This is a genomic window from Bauldia sp. (assembly GCF_020442045.1).
GTDB lineage: Bacteria > Pseudomonadota > Alphaproteobacteria > Rhizobiales > Kaistiaceae > Bauldia.
Genome location: NZ_JAGRLA010000085.1, coordinates 1 through 20040, shown reverse-complemented (window position 1 = coordinate 20040; position 20040 = coordinate 1). Strand labels below are relative to the sequence as shown.

Genomic DNA, 20040 nt, shown 5'->3' with positions numbered 1-20040 from the left:
CCCCGTTATCAAAGCCCGTCGAAGAACCAACGGACCGAGGACGGCGGAGGAAAACGATCATGCTTAAACTTCTGAGGATGGTGGCCCTTTCGGTGGCCGCCGTATCGATGTTCGCCGCGATCCCCACAGCGAGCCAGGCCGCGACGACCGTCAAGGTCTCGCTCTGGGACAAGGGCGCCGACGTCGAAATGCCGAAAGGGCTGCTCTACGGCACGCCCGGCGTCGACCTCTCCAAAGCGACGATGGGGATCAAGCTGTCGACGGATACCGCGCCGCACGGCATCGTCGCGTTCAAGGTGACCAACGACTCCAAGGACACGATTCACGAGATGATCGTGCTTCAACTGGCCAATCCCGGCCAGCCGCTGCCCTATGACGAGGGGACGCAGCGGGTCGATGAGGAAATGGCGGGCGACAAGGGCGAGGTTTCGGAGCTCGACCCCGGCCAGTCCGGTTCGCTGACCCTCAACCTGCAGGCGGGCGAATACCTGTTGATCTGCAATGTCGCGGGCCACTACGGGGCCGGAATGTGGACGGAATTCACCGTCACGCCTTAGACGGAAGGCCGGCGCTGGCATTCACGGCGCCGGCTACGCGGATGCGATACCAACGCCCGGTGAAGCGTTGATGCCGTGCCAAGGGCGGTGTCCGGGGCCCGGCACGACCCAAGGTCGACGCCTGATGAAGCGGGGGACTAGATCGCGCCCCGGCGTCGGCTTTTCCGCCGCCTGCGGGTCATGGCGAATCCGTCGCGCATGTTGAGACCGAGCAGGGTGACGTTGATCGCGCCCGCCACCAGCTCGACGGCCTGGACGACATAGAAGGCGGTATCGAAGAGACCCGCGCCGGCCCGCGCCGCGAGGAAGAAGGCCGACGGGACGAGGACGAGGAGGCCGTTCGCGGCGATCGCGATCATCCGCTTCCGCTTGGTGCCGATGAGGCCGCCGGACCGGCCTTTGGCGAGGGCGAATCCACTGCCGCCGGTCGCCGCCAGCGCCGGGACCAGGATCAGGAAGCCCCACGGGATCAACTGCTTGACGGTGACGACCGCGGTCCATGGGCCGAACAGCTCGGTGACGAGCGTCGCGGTCCAGAAGGAGGCGATGAGGAGAAGGGCCGCCGTTCCCGCCGCGGCATGAAGCGGGGCGAGGGAGGCGCGGGCGCGCCCCGACGACGTCGACGGATCGCGGCTGCCAAGTCTCCGGCGGTCATCGGTGGAGCGGATTTCGATCGTGGCCAAGGGCATCGGACTCTCCTTAATATATAGCAAGCTATATATCATTGCATAGCACGCTATTCAATGGATAATCGCGGCATGGGTTTCGAGAAGATGGAATCGGCGGGCTACCTCGCCAATCACATGGCGCGGCTGTTCGCGACCGGCCTGGCGGAACGCATCAAGCCGCTCGGCATCGTGCCTGGGCAGTTCCCGGCGCTGCTCGAGCTGTGGGAGGAGGACGGGATCAGCCAGCGCGACCTGGTGCGGCGGCTCGACGTCGAGCAGGCGACGATGGCCAATACGCTGGGACGCATGGAACGCGACGGGCTGATCCGCCGGACACGCGACCCGGAGGACGGGCGGGCTCAGCAGATCTGGCTGACGCCCAGGGCGAAAGCCCTGAGGAAGGATGCGATCGCCGCCGCCAATGCCCAGAACGCGGTGGCGCTACGGAAGCTGTCTGCCGCGGAGCGACGCGCATTCGTGGCGCTGATGCGCCGGGTGATCGAGGCGATGCGCGGCGACGACTGATCCGGCGACGTCGCGTGCCGCGCCGGAAATCGCCGGCTACAACATCCACTCGATCGGCAGGAGGCCGAGGAACCAGACCACCCAGCGCTGGAACGCCGTCGTGTCAGGCTCGACATCGAAGACGGTTTCCTTGCCGTCGGCCTCCGTCCTCACCCATTCGAGGCCGCCGTCGGCGCCGAGCTTCACCGTATAGGCGACGAGGGGGACTTCGGCCTGCATGAAACGCGCCAGACCACTGGCCATCTCCGGGCTTTCGATCAGCACGCCCATCTCGGTATTGAGCTCGGCGGAGCGGGGATCGAAATTGAAGGAGCCGATGAAAATCCGCTCGCCGTCGATGGCGAAGGTCTTGGCGTGGAGGCTGGAGGCCGAGGGGCCGAACATGGTGAAGCCGGCTTCCTCCTCCGGCGGGCCGGACTGGTCGGCGCGGAGCTCGTAGAGCTTCACGCCGGAAGCGAGAAGCTCCGGGCGATAACGGGCATAGGCGGAATGAACGACGACGACGTCGGTCGATTCCTGCGCGTTGGTCAGCACGCGGACCGCGACGCCATCCTCGGCGAGGCCGCCGAGGAGATCGGTTCCTTCCTCGCCGGGGACGAAATAGGCGGATACCAGGTCGACCCCGCCCTGTGGCCTGGCGAGCAGTTCATGGAGCTTGCCGATCAGGAGGTCGGAGACCGGGGCCTCCCCGAGGCCCTTGGCCGGATCGTCACTGACCACGGTCACCGGCACCCATTCGAGCTTCGTCGAACCGGTTTCGAATTCATGCATCAGCGTCGACCGGGCGACCGCCTCGATATACGCTTTCGCCCCTTCCGAAGCCCGCGCTTCCGCAGCAGCGCCGGTGAGGAGCGCGAGGCCGTCGGGCGCGGGCGCGAGGATATCCTCCGCCGGGTAAGCCGACCCGCTTGCCCAGTAGGCGTCGAACTCGGCTTCGACATCGACCGCCGCCGGGCCGACGGCGAGCGCGTCGACATCGAAGTAGTGCACGCCGTCGCCGTAGGCGAAGTAGATATCGCCGATGTTGCGGCCGCCGAGGATGGTCGCGACGCCGTCGACGGTGAAGGACTTGTTGTGCATGCGGTGGTTCAGGCGCGGGAAATCGAAGGCGTAGGAGAGGAGTTTCGGATCGCGCAGGGTGAAGGGATTGAAGAGCCGGACCTCCATCGTGGGGAGGGCGTTCAAAGCGGCGAGCTGGCGATCGAGGCCGGGAATGCCGTTGTCGTCGACGAGCAGCCGGACACGGACCCCGCGTTCGGCCGCCGCCCGAAGCTCGTCGAGCAGGATCAGCCCGGTCGTGTCGGTCTGCCAGATGTAATATTGCGCGTCGATGGATTCCTCGGCGGCGCGGGCGAGCACCGCGCGCGCGGCGAAGGCGTCGCGGCCGTCGAGCAGCGGGACGACGCCGCTCACCCCCTCGTGCCGGGCAATGGCCGGGAGAAGCGCCGCACCGAGCGTCGTATCGGGAGAGGCGGGCAGGGCGGTGCTCTCCTGCCGGCCGTCGAGGCTCGGCAACGGAAACACGAGGCGGAGGATGACGATCGCCGCCGCCGCGAAGACCACGACGATAACCAGGAATTTGAGCAGGGCCTTGATCATGCGGTCCTCCAGCGGGCCGCCGGCCGTGGAATCCGGGACCCCGTGGCCAGCGGAGACTGGATACAGCCTGCGGCGGGCTTCGGCCACCCGGCGGATGGCGGGAGCGAGGCGAGGACGCGCCGGCGCTAGCCGCGCGGCGCCATCGGCGGCCCGAGGATCTCGATGTGATGGGCGCCGCAGGCGGCGATCAGCGCCTTTTCCTCTTCCGGGGTCGGCGGTCCATGCGGCGCCGGCAGGCCGTCATCTTCGGCCGGCCGGCCGACCGCGCGAACCAGCCCCTCGAAGTCGCCGGGGCTGGTGATCGTGATCCATGAGCCGCCCTCGGCGGATTCGACGCAATACTGGTGCGGCACCTTCTTCGGCGCCATGATCGTCTCGCCCGGCCCGACCTCATACTCCTCCTCGCCGACACGAAACCGGAACCGCCCCGCGAGGACGCGGAAGACCTCATCCTCGGTGTGGTGAATATGGAGCGGCGGCGAATCGCCGAAGGGCGCGCGGTGCTGCAGGACCGACAAACGATCCTCTCCGGCCGCTGCCGGCACCACGATATGAACGCGGGTGTTCAAGAACCACACCGCGTTCGCTCCCCGATCGACGACCGTCATCCCGCTTCCTCCCGTCGAAATCGCCGGCGTTTGTCCGGGCCGGACGAACGGCAATATTATGCCAGCCGCTCCAGCGGTCTCGCAAGAACGTGAATCGGGCGCTCGGGGGCCGCCGCGCCGGGGGCGGCGTCGCGCCGACCGGAACGGCTTCGCACATGCCCTTGCGCCCGGCACACCGGTTCCACTAGAAGGGCGCCAATCCCGTCTACCTCTTTTCACGATTGCCGGTCGCGGGCGGCCGGCCCGGAGTCTCCATGGCACGCCAGTTCATCTATCACATGCAGGGCCTCACCAAGACCTATGGTGGCGGCAGACGAGTCCTCGAGAACATCAACCTCTCCTTCTACCCCGACGCCAAGATCGGCGTGCTCGGCCCCAACGGCTCGGGCAAGTCGACGCTGCTCAGGATCATGGCCGGGCTCGACAGGGAGTTCAACGGCGAGGCGTGGCTCGCCGAGGGCGCGACGGTCGGCTACCTGGCGCAGGAGCCGGAGCTCGACCCGGAGAAGGACGTGCTCGGCAACGTCATGGAGGGCGTCGCCAAGAAGCAGGCGATCCTCGACCGCTACAACGAGCTGATGATGAACTATTCCGACGAGACGGCGGAGGAGGGGGCGAAGCTCCAGGACGAGATCGACAGCCAGAACCTCTGGGACCTCGAGAGCCAGGTGGAGATGGCGATGGACGCGCTCGGCTGCCCGCCGAACGACGCCGACGTCAGTAAGCTCTCGGGCGGCGAGAGGCGCCGCGTCGCGCTCTGCCGGCTGCTCCTCTCGGCGCCGGACCTGATCCTGCTCGACGAGCCGACCAACCACCTCGACGCGGAATCGGTGGCCTGGCTCGAAAAGCACCTCAGGGAATTTCCGGGCTCGGTGCTGATCGTCACCCATGACCGCTACTTCCTCGACAACGTCACCGGCTGGATCCTCGAGCTCGATCGCGGCCGCGGCATCCCCTACGAGGGCAACTACACCGCCTATCTCGACAAGAAGGCGAAGCGGCTGGAGCAGGAGGGCCGCGAGGAGGCGGCGCGGCAGCGGGCGCTGTCCGCCGAGCGCGAGTGGATCGCGGCGAGCCCGCGGGCCCGGCAGGCGAAGTCGAAGGCGCGTATCCGCGCCTATGACGAGCTGCTCAAGCGGAACGAGGAGCGGGCGCCCGGCACCGCCCAGATCATCATCCCGCCCGGCGAGCGGCTGGGCGACACGGTGATCGAGGTCGAGGGCCTCTCCAAGGGCTATGACGACCGGCTGCTGATCGACGACCTTTCCTTCAAGCTGCCGCCCGGCGGCATCGTCGGCGTGATCGGCCCGAACGGCGTCGGCAAGACGACGCTGTTCCGGATGATCACCGGGCAGGAACAGCCGGATTCCGGATCGATCCGCCTCGGCGAGACGGTGCATCTCGGCTATGTCGACCAGAGCCGCGACGACCTCGACGGCAACAGGACGGTGTGGGAGGAGGTTTCCGGCGGCAACGACATCATCCGCCTGGGAAAACGCGAGATGAACTCACGCGCCTATGTCGGCGCCTTCAACTTCAAGGGCGGCGACCAGCAGCAGAAGGTCGGCTCGCTGTCCGGCGGCCAGCGCAACCGCGTCCATCTCGCCAAGCTGCTCAAGGAGGGCTCGAACGTCCTCCTCCTCGACGAGCCGACCAACGACCTCGACACCGAGACGCTGGCCGCGCTGGAGGACGCGCTGGAGGACTACGCCGGCTGCGCCGTGGTGATCAGCCACGACCGGATGTTCCTCGACCGGCTGGCGACCCATATCCTCGCCTTCGAGGGCGACAGCCATGTCGAGTGGTTCGAGGGCAACTTCGAGGAATACGAGGCCGACAAGGTCCGCCGCCTCGGCGCGGAATCGATCGACCACCGCCGGGTGAAGTACAAGCGGCTGACGCGGTAGGGACAGTATCGACCCTTGGATGCTAAATCGCCGGTCGGTCGTCGAGGTAAAGATCCGGCTCCATAGCGAAGACGAGGACCGGGCAACCTCCCGCACCGCCGCCAAGGATCCGCGGTTCCAATTTGTCGAAATGCGTGGTGGACACGCCGAAAGTATCTTTGCTTTTCCCTAGCTCCCTATGTCTTGTTTTCAGCCATTGTTGCAGTGGTGTCGAGCGGGTCACGAGGATGCCGACATCTGCGACGCGTAGGTCGTAGAGCAGCCTGAAGTTGTTGAGGTCGCGATCGTAGAACGGATCCTTGTTGTTCCATTCCAGTTCAAGAGCGACTTTACCCTTGAAGCAATCGACCGAGTGGGTCGGGCTGTCGCTGGATACTTTGTCAACAACGACAGACGTTTCGAACTTACGCTCTTTCCAGCCTCGTTCGTAGAATTTGGAGTCAATGGCCGCGGCAATCGCTGACTTATTGCCCTTGCCCTTCGCGATCAGGTCGCTGTGACGCAGCCGAAAGCCTGCAAGCACGTTCTTCACATCATTCCACTCAGAAGAGTGAGCGTGCTCAAGAATTGTTTTCGCGTTGCGCCAGTCATAGCAGGACCAGCCTTTGAAAAAAGTCGTTCTCGCTAGCCCGCTCATTCAGCCGCGACGGAGTTGTAGCCGTAGGTCGCCCAGGTCGGACGGTAGCTGTCGTCGGCCTGGTTGCCCCAGTAGGTCCAGCCGGGCCGGGTGCCGCGGGCGAAGAGCTCGAGATAGGGGCCGTTCGAACAGCTTTCGATCACGTCGTACTGCTCGTCGGGCTTGCGCGAGTGCTCGCGCTTGCGGGACGAGATGTAGTTCACCTGGCTGCGGCCCGGGGGAAGGGTCCGGGCGTTCTTGCCGCGCACGCCGAACAGGATCAACTCGGTGACGTTACGGAAATAGAAGCCGACCCCGCGACCGTCGGAACCGCCGTCCTTCCGCACCTTGTGCCAGACGATGTTCGACTTGTACTCGAACCCCCAGGCGGCCATGACCTGAAGGCCGTCCGGCAGGAGGGCGTTCGGAACCCAGAGGTAAAGGTGGGCAGGCTCGGTCACCAGTTCGCCGACCGGTAGCTGGCCGATCTCATGCGTGGTCATGGTCTGGTAACGGGCAAGACGGCGATGCTCAGGCGCGACCTTCCCCGTGCGGTTGGTGAAGCGCCAGGGCGGGTCGGCCAGCACCGTGCCGAAGCGCCGGCCGGCGGTAGCCTTCGCCAGCGATACGATGGTGTTTTCAACGAATTGGTTCATGCCTGCGGTCCCTACAGACCCACCATACATTGAGAACAAAAGACGAACAATAGGCCTTGTGGCCAAGTTTGCCTGATTCGCTTGGGACTTTGACGCAGGAAATCGTGCTTTGAACATGTATCGTTGCATGAAGAGGAGACAGTCCCTCCTGCCATTCCCTGACACCGGCTCCTGCTAGTTTCCGTTCCCATGAACGATACGCGCACCTGGATCGGGGTCGCCTCGCGCGACCATGTGATGAAGGGGGTGGCCGGCGGGTTCTGCCAGCTCTCCCACGGCAAGGCGGAGCCGGTGCGGCGGCTCTCGCCCGGCGACTGGATCGCCTATTATTCGCCGCGGACCGGCATGCGGCAGGGCGAGCCGGTGCAGGCCTTCACCGCGATCGGGCGGATCAGGCCGGGCGAGCCCTATGCCGGCGACATGGGCGGCGGCTTCCATCCGATCCGCCGCGACGCCGACTTCCTCGCGGCACGGGAAGCGCCGATCCGGCCCCTGCTCGCCGACCTCGCCTTCACCCGCGGGCAGGCCTCCTGGGGGATGATCTTCCGGCGCGGCAGCTTCGCGGTGTCGGAAGCGGATTTCCTGACGATCGCCCGGGCGATGGGCGTCGCCGACAAGGTGGTCGCCGCCGGCTGATGCCGTCGGCCGGCCGGCGCAGCCGTATGAGGCAATGGCCGGGCACGGGGCGGGATGATCGATTCTCGCCGCTTTCCCGTGCTCCATTCGCGTCATGTGCGCGACGCTGCTGATGCTGACCCTGGCGGTGACCGATCCGGCCGCGACCGTCTTCACGATCCCCTCGGTTTCCGGCGTGCCGGGGCTGATGCCGGGGGACGCGATCGTCGTGCTGTCCTACACGGCCGAACGCCAGCCGGAACGCGGCGACCTCGCCGTCTATCGCGGCCAGCAGGACCGGGCGGTCCACAACGTCCATCGCATCGTCGGGCTTCCGGGCGAGCGCATCCAGATGATCGGCGGCGCCCTGCTGATCGACGGCGAGGCGGTCGAGCGGACGGAAGTCGGCGCCTATCGCCTGCCTGAAACCCATGGCGGAAGGGAGGACGCGGCGGGTCTCTATCGCGAGACGCTTCCCGGCGGCGTCACGTTCGAAACGCTGGACATCGACCCGGACGGATTCCTCGACGACACGCCGGTTTTCGACGTGCCGGCCGATTCCTATTTCGTCCTCGGCGACAATCGCGACAACGCGGCCGACAGCCGGATCTCCGCTGTCGGCGCGATCCCGCGCGCGGACCTTGCCGGCTATGTCGACCGGGTCGCGTGTCGCGGCGAGGCGGGGAGGTAGGCTCCCGAGCGCGCGGCCGCCCGACTGTCACACGAGCGTCATCCAATTGTTGCACGACCGGGGCAACAAGCACGCCGAAACCGTGACATGAGCAGGCCATGAACAACAAGACCAGCTTCGAGATTCTCGACAATGCCGACGTGCCGTCCCGCCATGCCGCAGCCGGAGAGGTCATCCTCGCCGCGGGCTCCGACTCGAAGGAGATGTTCATCATCCGCAAGGGCACGGTGGCGATCTCGGTCGGCGGAAAGGTCGTCGAGGAGGTCGGGCACGGCGGCATCTTCGGCGAAATGGGCCTGATCGACTTCGAGACCCGCAGCGCCGATGCGATCGCGGTCGAGGATTGCGACCTCGTGCCGATCGACGAGCGGCTGTTCGTCGTGCTGGTCCAGGAGACGCCGTATTTCGCCCTCGACGTGATGCGGACGCTGGTCCACCGCATCCGGACGATGAATGCCCTTCTCAGCGAAACGCAGCCGTAGGCCGCGGCAAGACGATTTCCGGACGCCCTAGTCGCCGAGCAGGTGGACGAGCCGGTTGGTGGTGGTCAGGCGCTCGGCGAGGATGCTCGCCATGCCGCGGTGGAAACCGATGACGGCTTCCGGCGTCGTCGCTCCCAGCCGTTCCAGGGTCTCGGCCGAGAAACGCCATGCGACCAGCGCACTTTCCGCGATGATCGACGCCGTGCGGGGCCTGCCGAGATAAAAGGCCATCTCGCCGACGATCGAGCCGCTGCCGACGGTCGCAACCCGGACGTGGACCACTTCACTATCCTCGAGGACCACGGCCGCGCGGCCGCTCTCGATGAAGAAGATGTCGCCGGACGGCGTTCCCTGCTCGATCAGCCGGGCGCCGGGCGCGATCTCGACGCGTTCGAGGTGCGGCAGCATCGCCCTGGCGAGCCGCTCGTCCTTGACCACCTCGTGAATCAGGTCGGTGACGGAGGTCGGCGCGCCGGTGACGACGTCGGGGGCGATCTCGGCAAGGAGGTGGTTCTCGCTCCACTCCAGCGCATGGTCGAGGTCGTTCTCGAAACGGATATGCGAGTCCTCGTCGGGCTTCAGGCCGCCCCGGATCATCGCCGCGCGGATAGTCTCCGACATGCCGCCGAGAACCAGGACGAAGCCGTCGGGACCGGCCATCTGCTCGAAACGGCTGAAGCTCTGCACGGTCGACGAATCGAGACCGCTGACCCGGCTGAAATCGACGACGAGATAGCGGATCGGCTGGCCGCCGTGGCTTTCGATACGCTGCTGGATGATCTTGCGAACGCGGTCGGCGGTGCCGAAGAAGAGATAGCCCTGCAGGCGGACGATGAGGATGGCGTCGCCGGCCCGGCGCAGGACCTCGCGCCGCTCCTCGGAGGAATCGTTGCTGCTCTGGTAGTCCCGGCCGGTCATCATGTGGCGGACGATCTCGACCCTCCCGTATTCGACGACGAAGAGGATCGTGGCGGCGACCAGGCCGGTCAGGATGCCCCATGCGAAGCCGGCGGTGACGATGACCAGGAAGATCAGCAGGATGACGAGGTATTCGCGGGCCGACAGGCGCGAATAGGATCGCACCAGCCAGGGAATGACAAGCGACAGGCCGATCCAGATCAGCAGGCCGCCGAGAAGCGGCGTCGGTACCAGCGACAGCACCACCTCGCCGAAGACAAGGGCCGCGATGCAGAATGCGGAGACGATGAGCCCGACCGTCGCGCCCGCGGCGCCGAGACGCAGCGACAGGATGGTCAGCGATACCGAATGGAAGCCCGGCATGCCGCCGCCTATGCCGCCGAGCAGGTTCTGGATGCCGACCGACCTGAGCTCGCGGTCGAGATCGATGTCGCGGCGCGAGTCCATCTCGATGCCGGTGGCGTTCATCAGCACCGCCATGACCGTCAGGATGACGACCGTCGGCAGGCTGATCAGCTCGCCGGCGATCGCCGGCCAGTCGACGCGGGCGAGGTCGGCCGGCGCGACCGGCGGCCACAGCCGGCCGTCGGCGACCGATGTCAGCCATCCATCCGTGCGCAGCTGCCCGGTGCCGGTGCCGGCGGCGAGGACCACCAGGTTGAAGACGATGATGCCGGCCAGCGCGACGGCCGGGACGGCGAGGTTGGCCGGTATCCGGGTGCCGACCAGCGCGACCACCGCGATGAAGGCGATGGCAGCCGCCAGCCGCAGGAAGGTGGACGGATCGGCGAGCTCGGCGATGTTCTGCGCGGTGACGGAATGGCCGACGACGACGCCGACGCCACCGAGCAGGATCAGCCACCCGGAGCCGGCGAGGAACCCGCCGATGACCGGAAACGGTACGAAGCGGACGAAACGGCCGAGCTTCAGCCTGCCGAGCAGGAATGCGGTGACGCCGATGGAGATCGTCGACAGGGCGACGGCGGCAACTACGGTGACCGGCACCGCGTCCGGGCCGGAATTGGCGGCCGTGGCGGCGATGATCGTGGCGACGGGGCCGGCAAGGGCGGCGATCGGAATGCCCTGGGCGATCGAGACGACGCCCGGCGTCGAGCTGGTGATCGCGGCGACCGCGGCCATCGCCGCGGTGGAGAAGAGCGCCATGCCGATCGCGGTCGGCGCCAGGGTCTGGGATTCGCCGACCAGCAGCAGCATGCCGAAGCCGGCGGACTGGACGATCGCGAGGAAACCGCAAATGACCCCGGCGACCGCGCCCTGGGCCAGACTGTCGACCGGCGGAAGCCTTCGGGCATCGGATGCCTCGGTCGTCATGTGTCGAAGACCTCTGGATAGACAACGGACGGCGGGCGCAGATTGCGCTTCCTACACGGAATCGGGTTCCTATAAGGATTCGGCGTCATCGAGGCGTCATACTGGCAAATTCCTTGCCAAGGTGTTCAGTCGGCGAGGAAGCGCAACACGCGGTTGGTGCCATCGAGGCGTCCGGCCAGCATCGTCGCCAGTCCCTGGTGGAGCGCCAGCGCGGCCGCGGGCGCCTCGGTCTTCAGCCTTTCGATCGAGGCGCGGCTCAGCCGCCAGACCCGCATCTCCTCCTCGCTGACGATCGAGGCCGTGCGCGGCGTCCGAAGATAGTAGGCGATTTCACCGACGATGGCGCCGGGGCCGATGGTTGCCAGGTTGACGGGAGGGCCGTCGCCGGCTTTCGCCTCGACGACCGCATGGCCGGCTTCGATCAGGTAGATGTCGTCGGAGGCGCTGCCCTGTTCGATCAGCGCGGTTCGGGCCGGGATGTCGCATTTCTCCAGATAGGGCGCGACGCGCTCGGCGACGGTCTCGTCCTCGACCAGGGTCTTCAGCAGCGTCATCAGCGGACGGGGCCGGGATTGGGAGAATCCGGGATCGGCTTCGCCGAGCAGGACGTCCTCGCACCATCTGAGCGACGCATCGATGCCTGACCCGAAATGCAGGTGCCGGCCCTGTTCGAGGCCGCCGCGTTCCATCGCCTCGCGATATTCGGGCTTGAGCGACGACAGCACGACGGTGAAGCCGTCGCGTTCGGCGATCTGGGCGAGGCGGATGAGACTGAGGACCGTTGAGGAATCGACGCCGGTCACCCGGCCGAAGTCGATAACGACGAAGCGGGCTGAGTCCTCTCCGCAGTGGCCGACAGATCGGGTGACGGCGCGGCGGAGGCGGTCGGCCGTGCCGAAAAACAGGAAGCCCTGGAGGCGAATGATCAGGATGGCATCGCCGTGGGCGACGAGCAGCTTGCGCCGTTCCTCCGAAGCGGCGGCGCTGCTCTGGTATTCCTTGCCGGTGAGCCACATGCGCACGGCGTCGACCCGCCCATACTGGATGACGAAGAGGATCACGGCGGCGGCAAGGCCGAGAAATATCCCTTCGGCGAAGCCGATGCCGACGATCGCCGCGAAGATCATGACGATGACCAGGTATTCCCAGCGTCCGAGTTGCCGGTAGGTATGAAACAGCCACTGGATCAGGAGCGCGCCGCCGATCCAGATCAGCATGCCGGCGAGCAGGAAGGTGGGAATCAGATCGAGGACCCGGCCGCCGAGCAGCAGGGCGCCGAGGGCAACGCCGCCGACCAATATGCCGACGATGCGGGTGGGCGCCTTCAGCCGCAGGGCAAGCAGCGTCAGCGCGATGGCCGGGAAGCCCGGCATCCCGGCGGCTGCGCCGGCAAGCAGGTTGGCGCCGCCATTGGTGCGCAACTCACGATCAAGATCGACATCGCTGCGCGAGGCGAGCTCGATGCCGCTGACATTCATCAGATGCGACAGCACCGTCATGAAGACCATGGTCGGCATGGCGATCATCGCGAGAGCAACCGCGTGCCAGTCGACCAACTCCAGGTCGGCCAGTTCGATCGGCGGCCACAGCCCCTCGTCGGCCGGCATGCCGACCAGCCAGCCTCCGTCGCGCAGCGTGCCGGCATCGACCGTGGTCACGGCGACCACGACATTGAAGAGCAGCAATGTGACCAGTATGGCGCCGGGCAGGAAGAGGGCGTTGGTCGCCCGCGCCTCGATGAGGGCGAGCAGAATGGCGAAGAGGAGGGTCAGCCCGACATTGCCGGCGAAGGCGAGGTCCTGGAGGCGGTGGAAATCGGCGAGCTTCGGGCCTGCGCCGACGAGGAGGCCGATTCCGCCAAGAACGATCAGCCAGCCGGTGCCGGCGAGGAAACCGCCGATGACCGGATACGGCACGAAGCGGACGATCGCGCCCCAGCGCAGGATTCCCAGCACGGCCGCGGCGATGCCGGCGACGATCGTCGAAAGGATGACGGCGGCGATGACGGTCACGAATGTCGTGTGATGAGGCGCGCCTTCGGGCATTGCCGCGGCGGCGGCGGCGACGACGGCGGTGAGGCCGATCACCGGGACCTCCTGGACCAGGGCCACCGCGCCACGGATCGAGCTGGTGAGGCCGACGACGACCGCGAGGACCGTCGTCGCGGCCAGCGCCATGCCGACCGAAGCGGCGAGGTGCGAATGCAGCGTCAGCGAAAAAAGCAGACTGCCCGTGCCGATGGAAAGCACGACGGCGAGGACGCCGCAGATCAGCCCCGCCAGGAGGCTGGCGACAATCCGGTCGGCCGGTGCCGCCTTCCGGTCGGCCATGGACATCGCCATGCTTGCTCCCCAGTCCCATGCAAGACGACAGTCAGGGAGAAAGGATGTCACGGCGGGCGTCGGGCGTCCACTTCGCCGCGAAGATGCCCGTTACATCCGTCGGCTGCGCGGATACGTTGACATGGCGCGCGGTTCGCAGTCGCCTTGGCGAAATACTCGCGAATCGAACGCCTGAAGCAACTGCCAGACCGGGAGCCTGATCGATGCGTCCGCTCAGCGGAAAGAGGTTTGCCATCACCGTCGGCTGGCGGACGATCGCCTTCGTCGCCGTCTCGTTCGCCTATCCGCATATCGTCGAGGGGCTGCAGAAGCTGACGGAATGCGGCGCCGACGGCAATGCCCGCGAATGCTGGACCGTCGCCGTGCTTTCGGGAACGGTCCTGAGGGTGGCGATCCTCGGGCTCTATGCGCTGTCGCTGATCAGGCCGTGCTGGCGCCGGGCGCGGACGATCGGCATGCCGCGCCTGACCGGCTTCCTGGTGCCGGCGCTCATGCTGCTCGACTGGCGCTTCCTGACGGTCATCGGCTCCTATTGGCCGATCACCTTCGACAAGGGCATCCTGAATACCGGCCTGCCGTATTTCACGATCCTGGCGCTGCTCATCATGGTTCTCCTGGCGGTTGCCGGCGAACCGACGGAATCGCGGCGGGTGCTGTGGCGCCGCCGCCGGGTCTCGTGCGAATGCGGATGGCTGGCCTCGGCCGGGGCCCTCGCCCTCGGCGCGGTATCGGTCGGCCTCTTCGCGCTGTGGCTCGCGGCGATGGCAAGGGGATCGATGACATCGCCCTTCGCCGCCGACGCGGTCCGGGTCGGCCGCGCGGCCAGCGTCGTGGCGCTCGCGGCAATGGTGCCCTTCCTGTGGATCGTGCTCGCCGAGACGCTGAGCCGGCCGCCCGGTCCGCTCGAGGGGCCGAAGCATTGACCTGGTCGCCCGGCCAGTACCTGAAATTCGAGGGCGAGCGAAGCCGCCCGGCGGCCGAGCTCCTGGCACGCGTGCCCGTCGAAAATCCGCGTCGGGTCGTCGACATCGGTTGCGGACCGGGCAACTCGACGGCGCTGCTCAAGGCGCGCTATCCGGACGCCGAGCTTGTCGGCCTCGACACCTCCGCCGAGATGCTGGCCGCGGCGCGGAAGCGGCTTCCGGACATCGGCTTCATCGAGACCTCGATCGCGACCTGGAACCCGCCCGAGCCGGTCGACGTGATCTACGGCAACGCGGTGTTTCATTGGGTGCCGGACCATCTCGGCACGCTGGAGCGGCTTCTGGCGGGCTGCCGGCCGGGCGGCGCGCTTGCCATGCAGGTGCCGGACAATGTCGGCGAGCCGACGCACCGGCTGATGACGGACGTCGCGCGCGATGGTCCCTGGCGCGATCGATTCACGACGCCGATCGCGCGGGAAGTGATCCCGCCGCCGTCAGCCTATTACAACCGGCTGAAGCCGCATGCGGCGTCGGTCGACATCTGGCACGTCGCCTATAACCACGTCCTCGACGGTCCCGCGGCGATCGTCGAATGGGTCAGGGGTACCGGCCTCAGGCCCTATCTCGAGCGACTCGGAGCCGACGAGCGCGAGGCGTTTCTCGCCGACTATGCGCAGCGGATCGCCGATGCCTATCCACCGCTGATCGATGGAAGGGTGATGCTGAGGTTTCCGCGACTCTTTGTCGTCGCGACAAAGGGCTAGGCGATGGCCCGGCGAGGGATGGCACGACTCGTGCTAAAGTCGTGTCCGGATGATTGAGGTTGTCCGAGAAGGGAGCGCGCGATGGAATTCGATGCGGTCATGCTGGCGCGGATCCAGTTCGCGTTCACGATTGCCTTCCACATCATCTTCCCTTCCTTCACCATCGGTCTTTCGGCCTGGATCGCGACGCTCCTCGTCATCTGGCGGCGGACCGGCAAGGATCGCTATCGCGACCTCGCCCGGTTCTGGACCAAGATCTTCGCGGTGTCCTTCGGCATGGGCGTCGTGTCGGGCATCGTCATGTCCTACGAGTTCGGCACCAACTGGAGCCACTTCTCGCATGTGGTCGGCAACGTCGTCAGTCCGCTGATCGGCTATGAGGTGCTGACCGCCTTCTTCCTCGAGGCGACCTTCCTCGGCATCCTGCTGTTCGGGTGGAACCGGGTACCGCCGGGCCTTCTGACGCTCGCCGGCATCCTGGTCGCGGTCGGCACCCTGTTCTCGGCCTTCTGGATCCTCTCCGCCAATTCGTGGATGCAGTATCCGGTCGGTCACGCGATCGAGGACGGCATCGCCGTGCCGAAGGACTGGCTGGCCATCGCCTTCAGCCCGACCTTCCCCTTCCGCTTCGTCCACATGGTGCTGGCCGCCTATATCACGACGTCCTTCGTGGTGATCGCCACCGGCGCCCGCTACCTGCTGGCCGGGACGCACAAGGAACACGCGATGACGATGCTGAAGATGGGCATCGGACTCGCCGTGGTGCTGGTACCGGCGCAGATCATCGCCGGCGACGAATCCGGCCGGGACGTGCTCAAGTACCAGCCGGAGAAGCTGGCGGCGATCGAGGCCAAGTGGGATGCCGGCACGGAGGGTCCGGTGCCGCTGGTGCTCTTCGCCTGGCCGGACGAGGCGGGCGAGCGCAATCTCTACGAAATCTCGGTGCCGCACCTCGCCTCGATCATCGTCACCCGTTCCTATGACGGCGGCTTCGAGGGGCTCAAGGACTTCGCCGCGGAGGACCGGCCGCCGGTGGTGCTGCCCTTCTTCGGCTTCCGCGCCATGGTCGGGCTCGGCGTCATCATGCTGGTGCTCGCCTGGTGGGGCGGTATCTCGTGGGCACGCGGGAGGCTCGGCCAGTCGCGCCTCTACCTGCGGCTGGCGTCCTGGTCGTGGCCGGTCGGCTTCCTCGCCGTTCTCTCCGGCTGGATCGTCGCCGAGGTCGGGCGACAGCCATGGGTGGCCTACGGCATCCTGAGGACCAAGGATGCCGCCTCGCCGATTTCAGCCGGGCAGGTGGCGACGACGCTGATCCTCTTCGTCATCGTCTACGGGATCATCTTCTCGGCCGGACTGATCTACATGAACCGGCTGATCCGGAGGGGCCCGAGCCCGGAGCCGGCGACGCCGTCCGAAGGGGTGCCGAGCCGGCCGCTGACCGGCGCGACCGGAGCGGAGGCCGCATCGGGGACGGCGAGCGGAGGCTGAGCCATGGACGCGATGGAGTTCTACCTTCCGATCGTGTGGGCGGTGCTGATCGCCACGGCGGTCGTCATGTATGTCATCCTCGACGGTTTCGACCTCGGCATCGGCATCCTCTTCCGCTTCACCAGGAAGGAAGAAGAGCGCGATACGATGATCAACACCATCGCGCCCTTCTGGGACGGCAACGAGACGTGGCTGATCCTCGGCGGCGGTGGCCTATGGGTCGCCTTCCCGCAGGCCTATGCGATCATCATGCCGGCGAACTACCTGCCGGTGATCGTCATGCTGCTGGCGCTGATCTTCCGCGGCGTGTCCTTCGAGTTCCGGAGCGTCGCCAAGCCGCGCCATGGCGCCTGGGACCTCGCCTTCGGCGCGGGCTCGACGGTCGCGGCCTTCGCCCAGGGCGTGATCCTCGGCAGCCTGATCCAGGGGATCACCGTCGTCGACGGCAAGTTCGCCGGCGGCGCCTTCGACTGGCTGACGCCCTTCTCGGTCATGTGCGGCGTCGGGCTGGTGCTCGGCTACGCGCTTCTCGGCGCGACGTGGCTGGTTGCGCGGACCGAGGGCGACATCGAGGCGCGGGCGCGCGGTCACGCGCGGATGCTGCTGCCGGCGGTGCTGGTGTTCATCGCGGTGGTCAGCCTGTGGACGCCGCTCGGCTTCGAGCGCATCCAGGAGCGCTGGTTCTCGACGCCGAACATCTACTTCCTGTGGGTCCTGCCGGCGGCGACGCTGCTGGTCGCGGCGGGCGCATGGCGGTGGATCGGGCAGGGGGCGACGGTGAAACCGTTCATCGCCTCGATCGTCCTGTTCCTGCTCTGCTATGTCGGACTGGGGATCTCGACCTTCCCCTATCTCGTGCCGCCCTCGGTGACGGTCTGGCAGGCCGCGGCGGTGCCCGACAGCCAGATATTCACCCTGATCGGCGTGTTGCTGATGCTGCCGATCATCCTCAGCTACACTGTCTTCGTCTACTGGACCTTCCTGCGCCACGGAAAGGTGACGGTGGGCAGCGAGGGCTATCACTAGGGCGGAACTGGCCTCCGGGCCGGTTCGTGCTAGGCTCGCCGCGATGACTTGAGAGGCCCGAGTCGCGGGAGGCGGCGGCGCGGGAGGCGGATTTCATTCAGGCGGACCGCGTGAAGGGATGGTGAGGCACCCACGGGCCAGCAGAATATTCGCGATCGGGGCGATCTGCGGACTGGCAGCGCTGACCGCGGGCTGCGGCCCGGAGAGCCTGCCGATCGTCTTTCCGGACGGGCCGGTCGCGCTGGGCGAGCGGGATATCCTGTTCCGCGCCTTCCTGATCATGATGATCGTCGTGCTGCCGGTGTTCTGGATGGCCTTCTGGTTCTCCTGGCGCTACCGGGCGAAGGCGAAGCGGCGCTACGAACCGAACTGGGACTCGCGGGTGATCGACGCGATCACCTGGGCGGTACCTTTCGTCATCTGGGCATCGCTGGCGGTCCATGTCTGGATCTACACCCACGAATACGATCCCTATCTCGCCCTCGACCCGAAGGACTCGCAGCTCGAGGTCCAGGTCGTAGCCCAGGACTGGAAGTGGCTGTTCATCTACCCGGAGCAGGGCGTCGCGTCGGTCAACGAGCTCGCCTTTCCGGCGGGGACGCCGCTGACCCTGAGGATCACCTCCGACACGGTGATGAACGCCTTCTACGTGCCGGCGCTGAGCGGCCAGATCTACGCCATGGCCGGGATGCAGAGCCAGCTCAACCTGATCGCCGACGAGCCGGGGAGCTATCGCGGCCGCAACACGCAGTACAGCGGCGACGGTTTCGCCGACCAGCACTTCGAGGCGGTGGCGATGACCGAGGACGACTTCAATGCGTGGGTCGAGACGGCAAAGGCGGACGGCAAGGCGCTCGATGCCGCCGCATACGAGGAGCTCGCCAAGCCGAGCAGCAAGGTGCCGGTGACCTACTATTCGTCGGTCGAGCCGGATCTCTACCAAAGCATCATCCAGAAATACGATAGCGGCATGGCGGCGATGACGCGTGCCGGGATGGCGGCCGAAGAGCAGGCAAGCGGGGGAGAGTAGCAGGATGTTCGGCGAGCTCTTCGGAAGGCTGACGATCGACGCCCTGCCGTTCTACAGCCCGATCGCCATGGGCGGCGCGGTCATCACGGTCGGCGGAACGCTGGTGGTGATGGCGGTGATCACCTGGCTTGGCGCCTGGGGGTATCTGTGGCGCGAGTGGTTCACCAGCGTCGACCACAAGAAGATCGGCATCATGTACGTGACGCTGGCGCTGATCATGCTGCTGCGCGGCTTCATCGACGCGATCATGATGCGCACCCAGCAGGCGATCGCGCTCAACAGCGACGGCTACCTGGCGCCGGACCACTTCGACCAGATATTCTCCTCGCATGGCACGATCATGATCTTCTTCATGGCGATGCCGTTCCTCACCGGCTTCCTCAACATCATCGTGCCGCAGCAGATCGGCTCGCGCGACGTCGCCTTTCCCTATCTCAACTCGATGAGCCTGTGGATGACGGCCTCCGGCGCCGGGCTGGTGATGGTGTCGCTGGTGATCGGCAAGTTCTCGACCGCGGGGTGGACCGCCTATCCGCCCTATTCGGGCATCATCTACAGCCCCTATGTCGGGGTCGATTACTGGATATGGGCGGTGCTGATCTCGGGCATCGGCTCGACCCTGACCGGCATCAACTTCATCGTCACGATCTTCAAGAGACGCGCGCCCGGCATGACCTTCATGCGCATGCCGCTGTTCACCTGGACGGCGCTGTGCACCGCCATCCTGATGGCCTTCGCCTTTCCGGGGGTCACCGTGGTCGGCATCCTCCTCGAGCTCGATCGCGCCGCGGGCATGCACTTCTTCACCAACGGCGATGGCGGCAACATGATGATGTTCGCCAACCTCTTGTGGATCTGGGGCCACCCCGAGGTCTATATCCTGATCCTGCCGGCCTTCGGCATCTATTCGAGCGTCGTCACCACCTTCGCCTCGAAGCGGCTGTTCGGCTATACCTCGCTGGTCTGGGCGACCTGCGCCATCGCCATCCTCTCCTTCACCGTCTGGCTGCACCACTTCTTCACGATGGGGTCGAGCGCCAGCGTCAATTCGTTCTTCGGCATCACGACGATGATCATCGCCGTGCCGACCGGGGTGAAGGTGTTCGACTGGCTGTTCACCATGTACCGGGGGCGCATCCGATTCACGGTGCCGATGATGTACACGGTGGCCTTCATCGTCACCTTCGTCATCGGCGGGGTGACCGGCGTGCTGCTCGCCCTGCCGCCGGCCGACTACCTGATGCACAACACCACCTTCCTGGTGGCGCATTTCCACAACATGCTGATCCCGGG

Annotated in this window: 19 protein-coding genes; 12 read left to right on the top strand and 7 right to left on the bottom strand. The window is 66.5% G+C overall.

Annotation, left to right across the window (positions count from 1 at the left end):
• Positions 1-59 precede the first annotated feature (59 nt).
• On the top strand, positions 60-557 hold the full coding sequence (locus tag KDJ86_RS09640) for a sulfocyanin-like copper-binding protein (protein WP_291745047.1): 498 nt from the start codon (positions 60-62) through the stop codon (positions 555-557).
• A gap of 137 nt (positions 558-694) precedes the next feature.
• On the opposite strand, the gene KDJ86_RS09635 is transcribed toward KDJ86_RS09640, so the two are convergent.
• Positions 695-1240 (bottom strand): hypothetical protein, encoded by a 546-nt coding sequence (locus KDJ86_RS09635; RefSeq protein ID WP_291745044.1) that lies wholly within the window; start codon positions 1238-1240, stop codon positions 695-697.
• Between the two features lie 75 nt (positions 1241-1315).
• Between KDJ86_RS09635 and KDJ86_RS09630 the strand changes: the two genes are divergently transcribed.
• Positions 1316-1750: a MarR family winged helix-turn-helix transcriptional regulator gene (locus tag KDJ86_RS09630; RefSeq protein ID WP_291745042.1), complete on the top strand. Its 435-nt coding sequence runs from the start codon at positions 1316-1318 to the stop codon at positions 1748-1750.
• A gap of 36 nt (positions 1751-1786) precedes the next feature.
• Here KDJ86_RS09630 and KDJ86_RS09625 read toward each other — a convergent pair whose 3' ends face one another.
• Together KDJ86_RS09625 and KDJ86_RS09620 are read right to left on the bottom strand one after the other, a co-directional pair.
• Positions 1787-3349, bottom strand: a complete 1563-nt coding sequence (locus KDJ86_RS09625) for a phospholipase D family protein (RefSeq protein WP_291745041.1) — start codon at positions 3347-3349, stop codon at positions 1787-1789.
• 125 nt (positions 3350-3474) lie between these two features.
• On the bottom strand, positions 3475-3957 hold the full coding sequence (locus KDJ86_RS09620) for a cupin domain-containing protein (protein WP_291745040.1): 483 nt from the start codon (positions 3955-3957) through the stop codon (positions 3475-3477).
• A gap of 254 nt (positions 3958-4211) precedes the next feature.
• Here KDJ86_RS09620 and ettA point away from each other — a divergent pair, with 254 nt between their 5' ends.
• On the top strand, positions 4212-5864 hold the full coding sequence (gene ettA / locus KDJ86_RS09615) for an energy-dependent translational throttle protein EttA (protein ID WP_291745038.1): 1653 nt from the start codon (positions 4212-4214) through the stop codon (positions 5862-5864).
• Between the two features lie 22 nt (positions 5865-5886).
• Here ettA and KDJ86_RS09610 read toward each other — a convergent pair whose 3' ends face one another.
• On the bottom strand, positions 5887-6501 hold the full coding sequence (locus KDJ86_RS09610) for a BglII/BstYI family type II restriction endonuclease (protein ID WP_291745036.1): 615 nt from the start codon (positions 6499-6501) through the stop codon (positions 5887-5889).
• The gene (locus KDJ86_RS09605) at positions 6498-7136 is read right to left on the bottom strand and encodes an MT-A70 family methyltransferase (RefSeq protein ID WP_291745034.1); all 639 of its coding nucleotides are present in this window, start codon (positions 7134-7136) and stop codon (positions 6498-6500) included. Before KDJ86_RS09605 ends, KDJ86_RS09610 begins: the two co-directional genes overlap by 4 nt.
• Before the next feature lie 189 nt (positions 7137-7325).
• On the opposite strand from KDJ86_RS09605, the gene KDJ86_RS09600 reads away from it, so the two are divergent.
• The 3 genes from KDJ86_RS09600 (at position 7326) to KDJ86_RS09590 (ending at position 8924) form a co-directional block, all read left to right on the top strand.
• Positions 7326-7772 (top strand): EVE domain-containing protein, encoded by a 447-nt coding sequence (locus KDJ86_RS09600; RefSeq protein WP_291745032.1) that lies wholly within the window; start codon positions 7326-7328, stop codon positions 7770-7772.
• Positions 7773-7866: 94 nt separating this feature from the next.
• Positions 7867-8442 carry a signal peptidase I gene (gene lepB / locus KDJ86_RS09595; protein ID WP_291745031.1) on the top strand — a complete coding sequence of 192 codons (576 nt, stop codon included), beginning with the start codon at positions 7867-7869 and terminating at the stop codon, positions 8440-8442.
• A 98-nt stretch (positions 8443-8540) separates the two neighbouring features.
• Positions 8541-8924, top strand: a complete 384-nt coding sequence (locus KDJ86_RS09590; protein WP_291745030.1) for a Crp/Fnr family transcriptional regulator — start codon at positions 8541-8543, stop codon at positions 8922-8924.
• Positions 8925-8951: 27 nt separating this feature from the next.
• Here KDJ86_RS09590 and KDJ86_RS09585 read toward each other — a convergent pair whose 3' ends face one another.
• Together KDJ86_RS09585 and KDJ86_RS09580 are read right to left on the bottom strand one after the other, a co-directional pair.
• Positions 8952-11174 (bottom strand): SulP family inorganic anion transporter, encoded by a 2223-nt coding sequence (locus KDJ86_RS09585; protein WP_291745028.1) that lies wholly within the window; start codon positions 11172-11174, stop codon positions 8952-8954.
• A gap of 125 nt (positions 11175-11299) precedes the next feature.
• Positions 11300-13516, bottom strand: coding sequence for an SLC26A/SulP transporter family protein (locus KDJ86_RS09580; RefSeq protein WP_291745026.1), 2217 nt, complete (start codon positions 13514-13516; stop codon positions 11300-11302).
• Between the two features lie 203 nt (positions 13517-13719).
• Here KDJ86_RS09580 and KDJ86_RS09575 point away from each other — a divergent pair, with 203 nt between their 5' ends.
• From KDJ86_RS09575 to KDJ86_RS09550, 6 genes are all read left to right on the top strand, one after another.
• A complete protein-coding gene (locus tag KDJ86_RS09575) occupies positions 13720-14439 on the top strand; it encodes a hypothetical protein (protein ID WP_291745024.1) in 720 nt (239 codons plus the stop codon).
• Positions 14436-15203: a trans-aconitate 2-methyltransferase gene (gene tam / locus KDJ86_RS09570; protein ID WP_291745023.1), complete on the top strand. Its 768-nt coding sequence runs from the start codon at positions 14436-14438 to the stop codon at positions 15201-15203. The genes KDJ86_RS09575 and tam overlap by 4 nt, the downstream gene beginning before the upstream one ends.
• A gap of 81 nt (positions 15204-15284) precedes the next feature.
• Positions 15285-16691, top strand: coding sequence for a cytochrome ubiquinol oxidase subunit I (locus KDJ86_RS09565; RefSeq protein WP_291745022.1), 1407 nt, complete (start codon positions 15285-15287; stop codon positions 16689-16691).
• Between the two features lie 12 nt (positions 16692-16703).
• On the top strand, positions 16704-17717 hold the full coding sequence (gene cydB, locus KDJ86_RS09560; protein ID WP_291745071.1) for a cytochrome d ubiquinol oxidase subunit II: 1014 nt from the start codon (positions 16704-16706) through the stop codon (positions 17715-17717).
• A gap of 121 nt (positions 17718-17838) precedes the next feature.
• Positions 17839-18747: a COX aromatic rich motif-containing protein gene (locus KDJ86_RS09555; RefSeq protein WP_291745020.1), complete on the top strand. Its 909-nt coding sequence runs from the start codon at positions 17839-17841 to the stop codon at positions 18745-18747.
• Positions 18748-18751: 4 nt separating this feature from the next.
• The coding region (locus KDJ86_RS09550; protein WP_291745018.1) for a cbb3-type cytochrome c oxidase subunit I at positions 18752-20040 on the top strand (1289 nt) is incomplete at its 3' end.

What these genes read in the sequence shown, in the direction of transcription:
- KDJ86_RS09640 (WP_291745047.1), top strand. Translation starts at nt 60, where the DNA reads ATGCTTAAACTTCTGAGGATGGTGGCCCTTTCGGTGGCCGCCGTATCG.
- KDJ86_RS09630 (WP_291745042.1), top strand. Translation starts at nt 1,316, where the DNA reads ATGGGTTTCGAGAAGATGGAATCGGCGGGCTACCTCGCCAATCACATG.
- KDJ86_RS09625 (WP_291745041.1), bottom strand. Translation starts at nt 3,349, where the DNA reads ATGATCAAGGCCCTGCTCAAATTCCTGGTTATCGTCGTGGTCTTCGCG.
- KDJ86_RS09620 (WP_291745040.1), bottom strand. Translation starts at nt 3,957, where the DNA reads ATGACGGTCGTCGATCGGGGAGCGAACGCGGTGTGGTTCTTGAACACC.
- ettA (WP_291745038.1), top strand. Translation starts at nt 4,212, where the DNA reads ATGGCACGCCAGTTCATCTATCACATGCAGGGCCTCACCAAGACCTAT.
- KDJ86_RS09610 (WP_291745036.1), bottom strand. Translation starts at nt 6,501, where the DNA reads ATGAGCGGGCTAGCGAGAACGACTTTTTTCAAAGGCTGGTCCTGCTAT.
- KDJ86_RS09605 (WP_291745034.1), bottom strand. Translation starts at nt 7,136, where the DNA reads ATGAACCAATTCGTTGAAAACACCATCGTATCGCTGGCGAAGGCTACC.
- KDJ86_RS09600 (WP_291745032.1), top strand. Translation starts at nt 7,326, where the DNA reads ATGAACGATACGCGCACCTGGATCGGGGTCGCCTCGCGCGACCATGTG.
- lepB (WP_291745031.1), top strand. Translation starts at nt 7,867, where the DNA reads ATGTGCGCGACGCTGCTGATGCTGACCCTGGCGGTGACCGATCCGGCC.
- KDJ86_RS09590 (WP_291745030.1), top strand. Translation starts at nt 8,541, where the DNA reads ATGAACAACAAGACCAGCTTCGAGATTCTCGACAATGCCGACGTGCCG.
- KDJ86_RS09585 (WP_291745028.1), bottom strand. Translation starts at nt 11,174, where the DNA reads ATGACGACCGAGGCATCCGATGCCCGAAGGCTTCCGCCGGTCGACAGT.
- KDJ86_RS09580 (WP_291745026.1), bottom strand. Translation starts at nt 13,516, where the DNA reads ATGGCGATGTCCATGGCCGACCGGAAGGCGGCACCGGCCGACCGGATT.
- KDJ86_RS09575 (WP_291745024.1), top strand. Translation starts at nt 13,720, where the DNA reads ATGCGTCCGCTCAGCGGAAAGAGGTTTGCCATCACCGTCGGCTGGCGG.
- KDJ86_RS09565 (WP_291745022.1), top strand. Translation starts at nt 15,285, where the DNA reads ATGGAATTCGATGCGGTCATGCTGGCGCGGATCCAGTTCGCGTTCACG.
- cydB (WP_291745071.1), top strand. Translation starts at nt 16,704, where the DNA reads ATGGAGTTCTACCTTCCGATCGTGTGGGCGGTGCTGATCGCCACGGCG.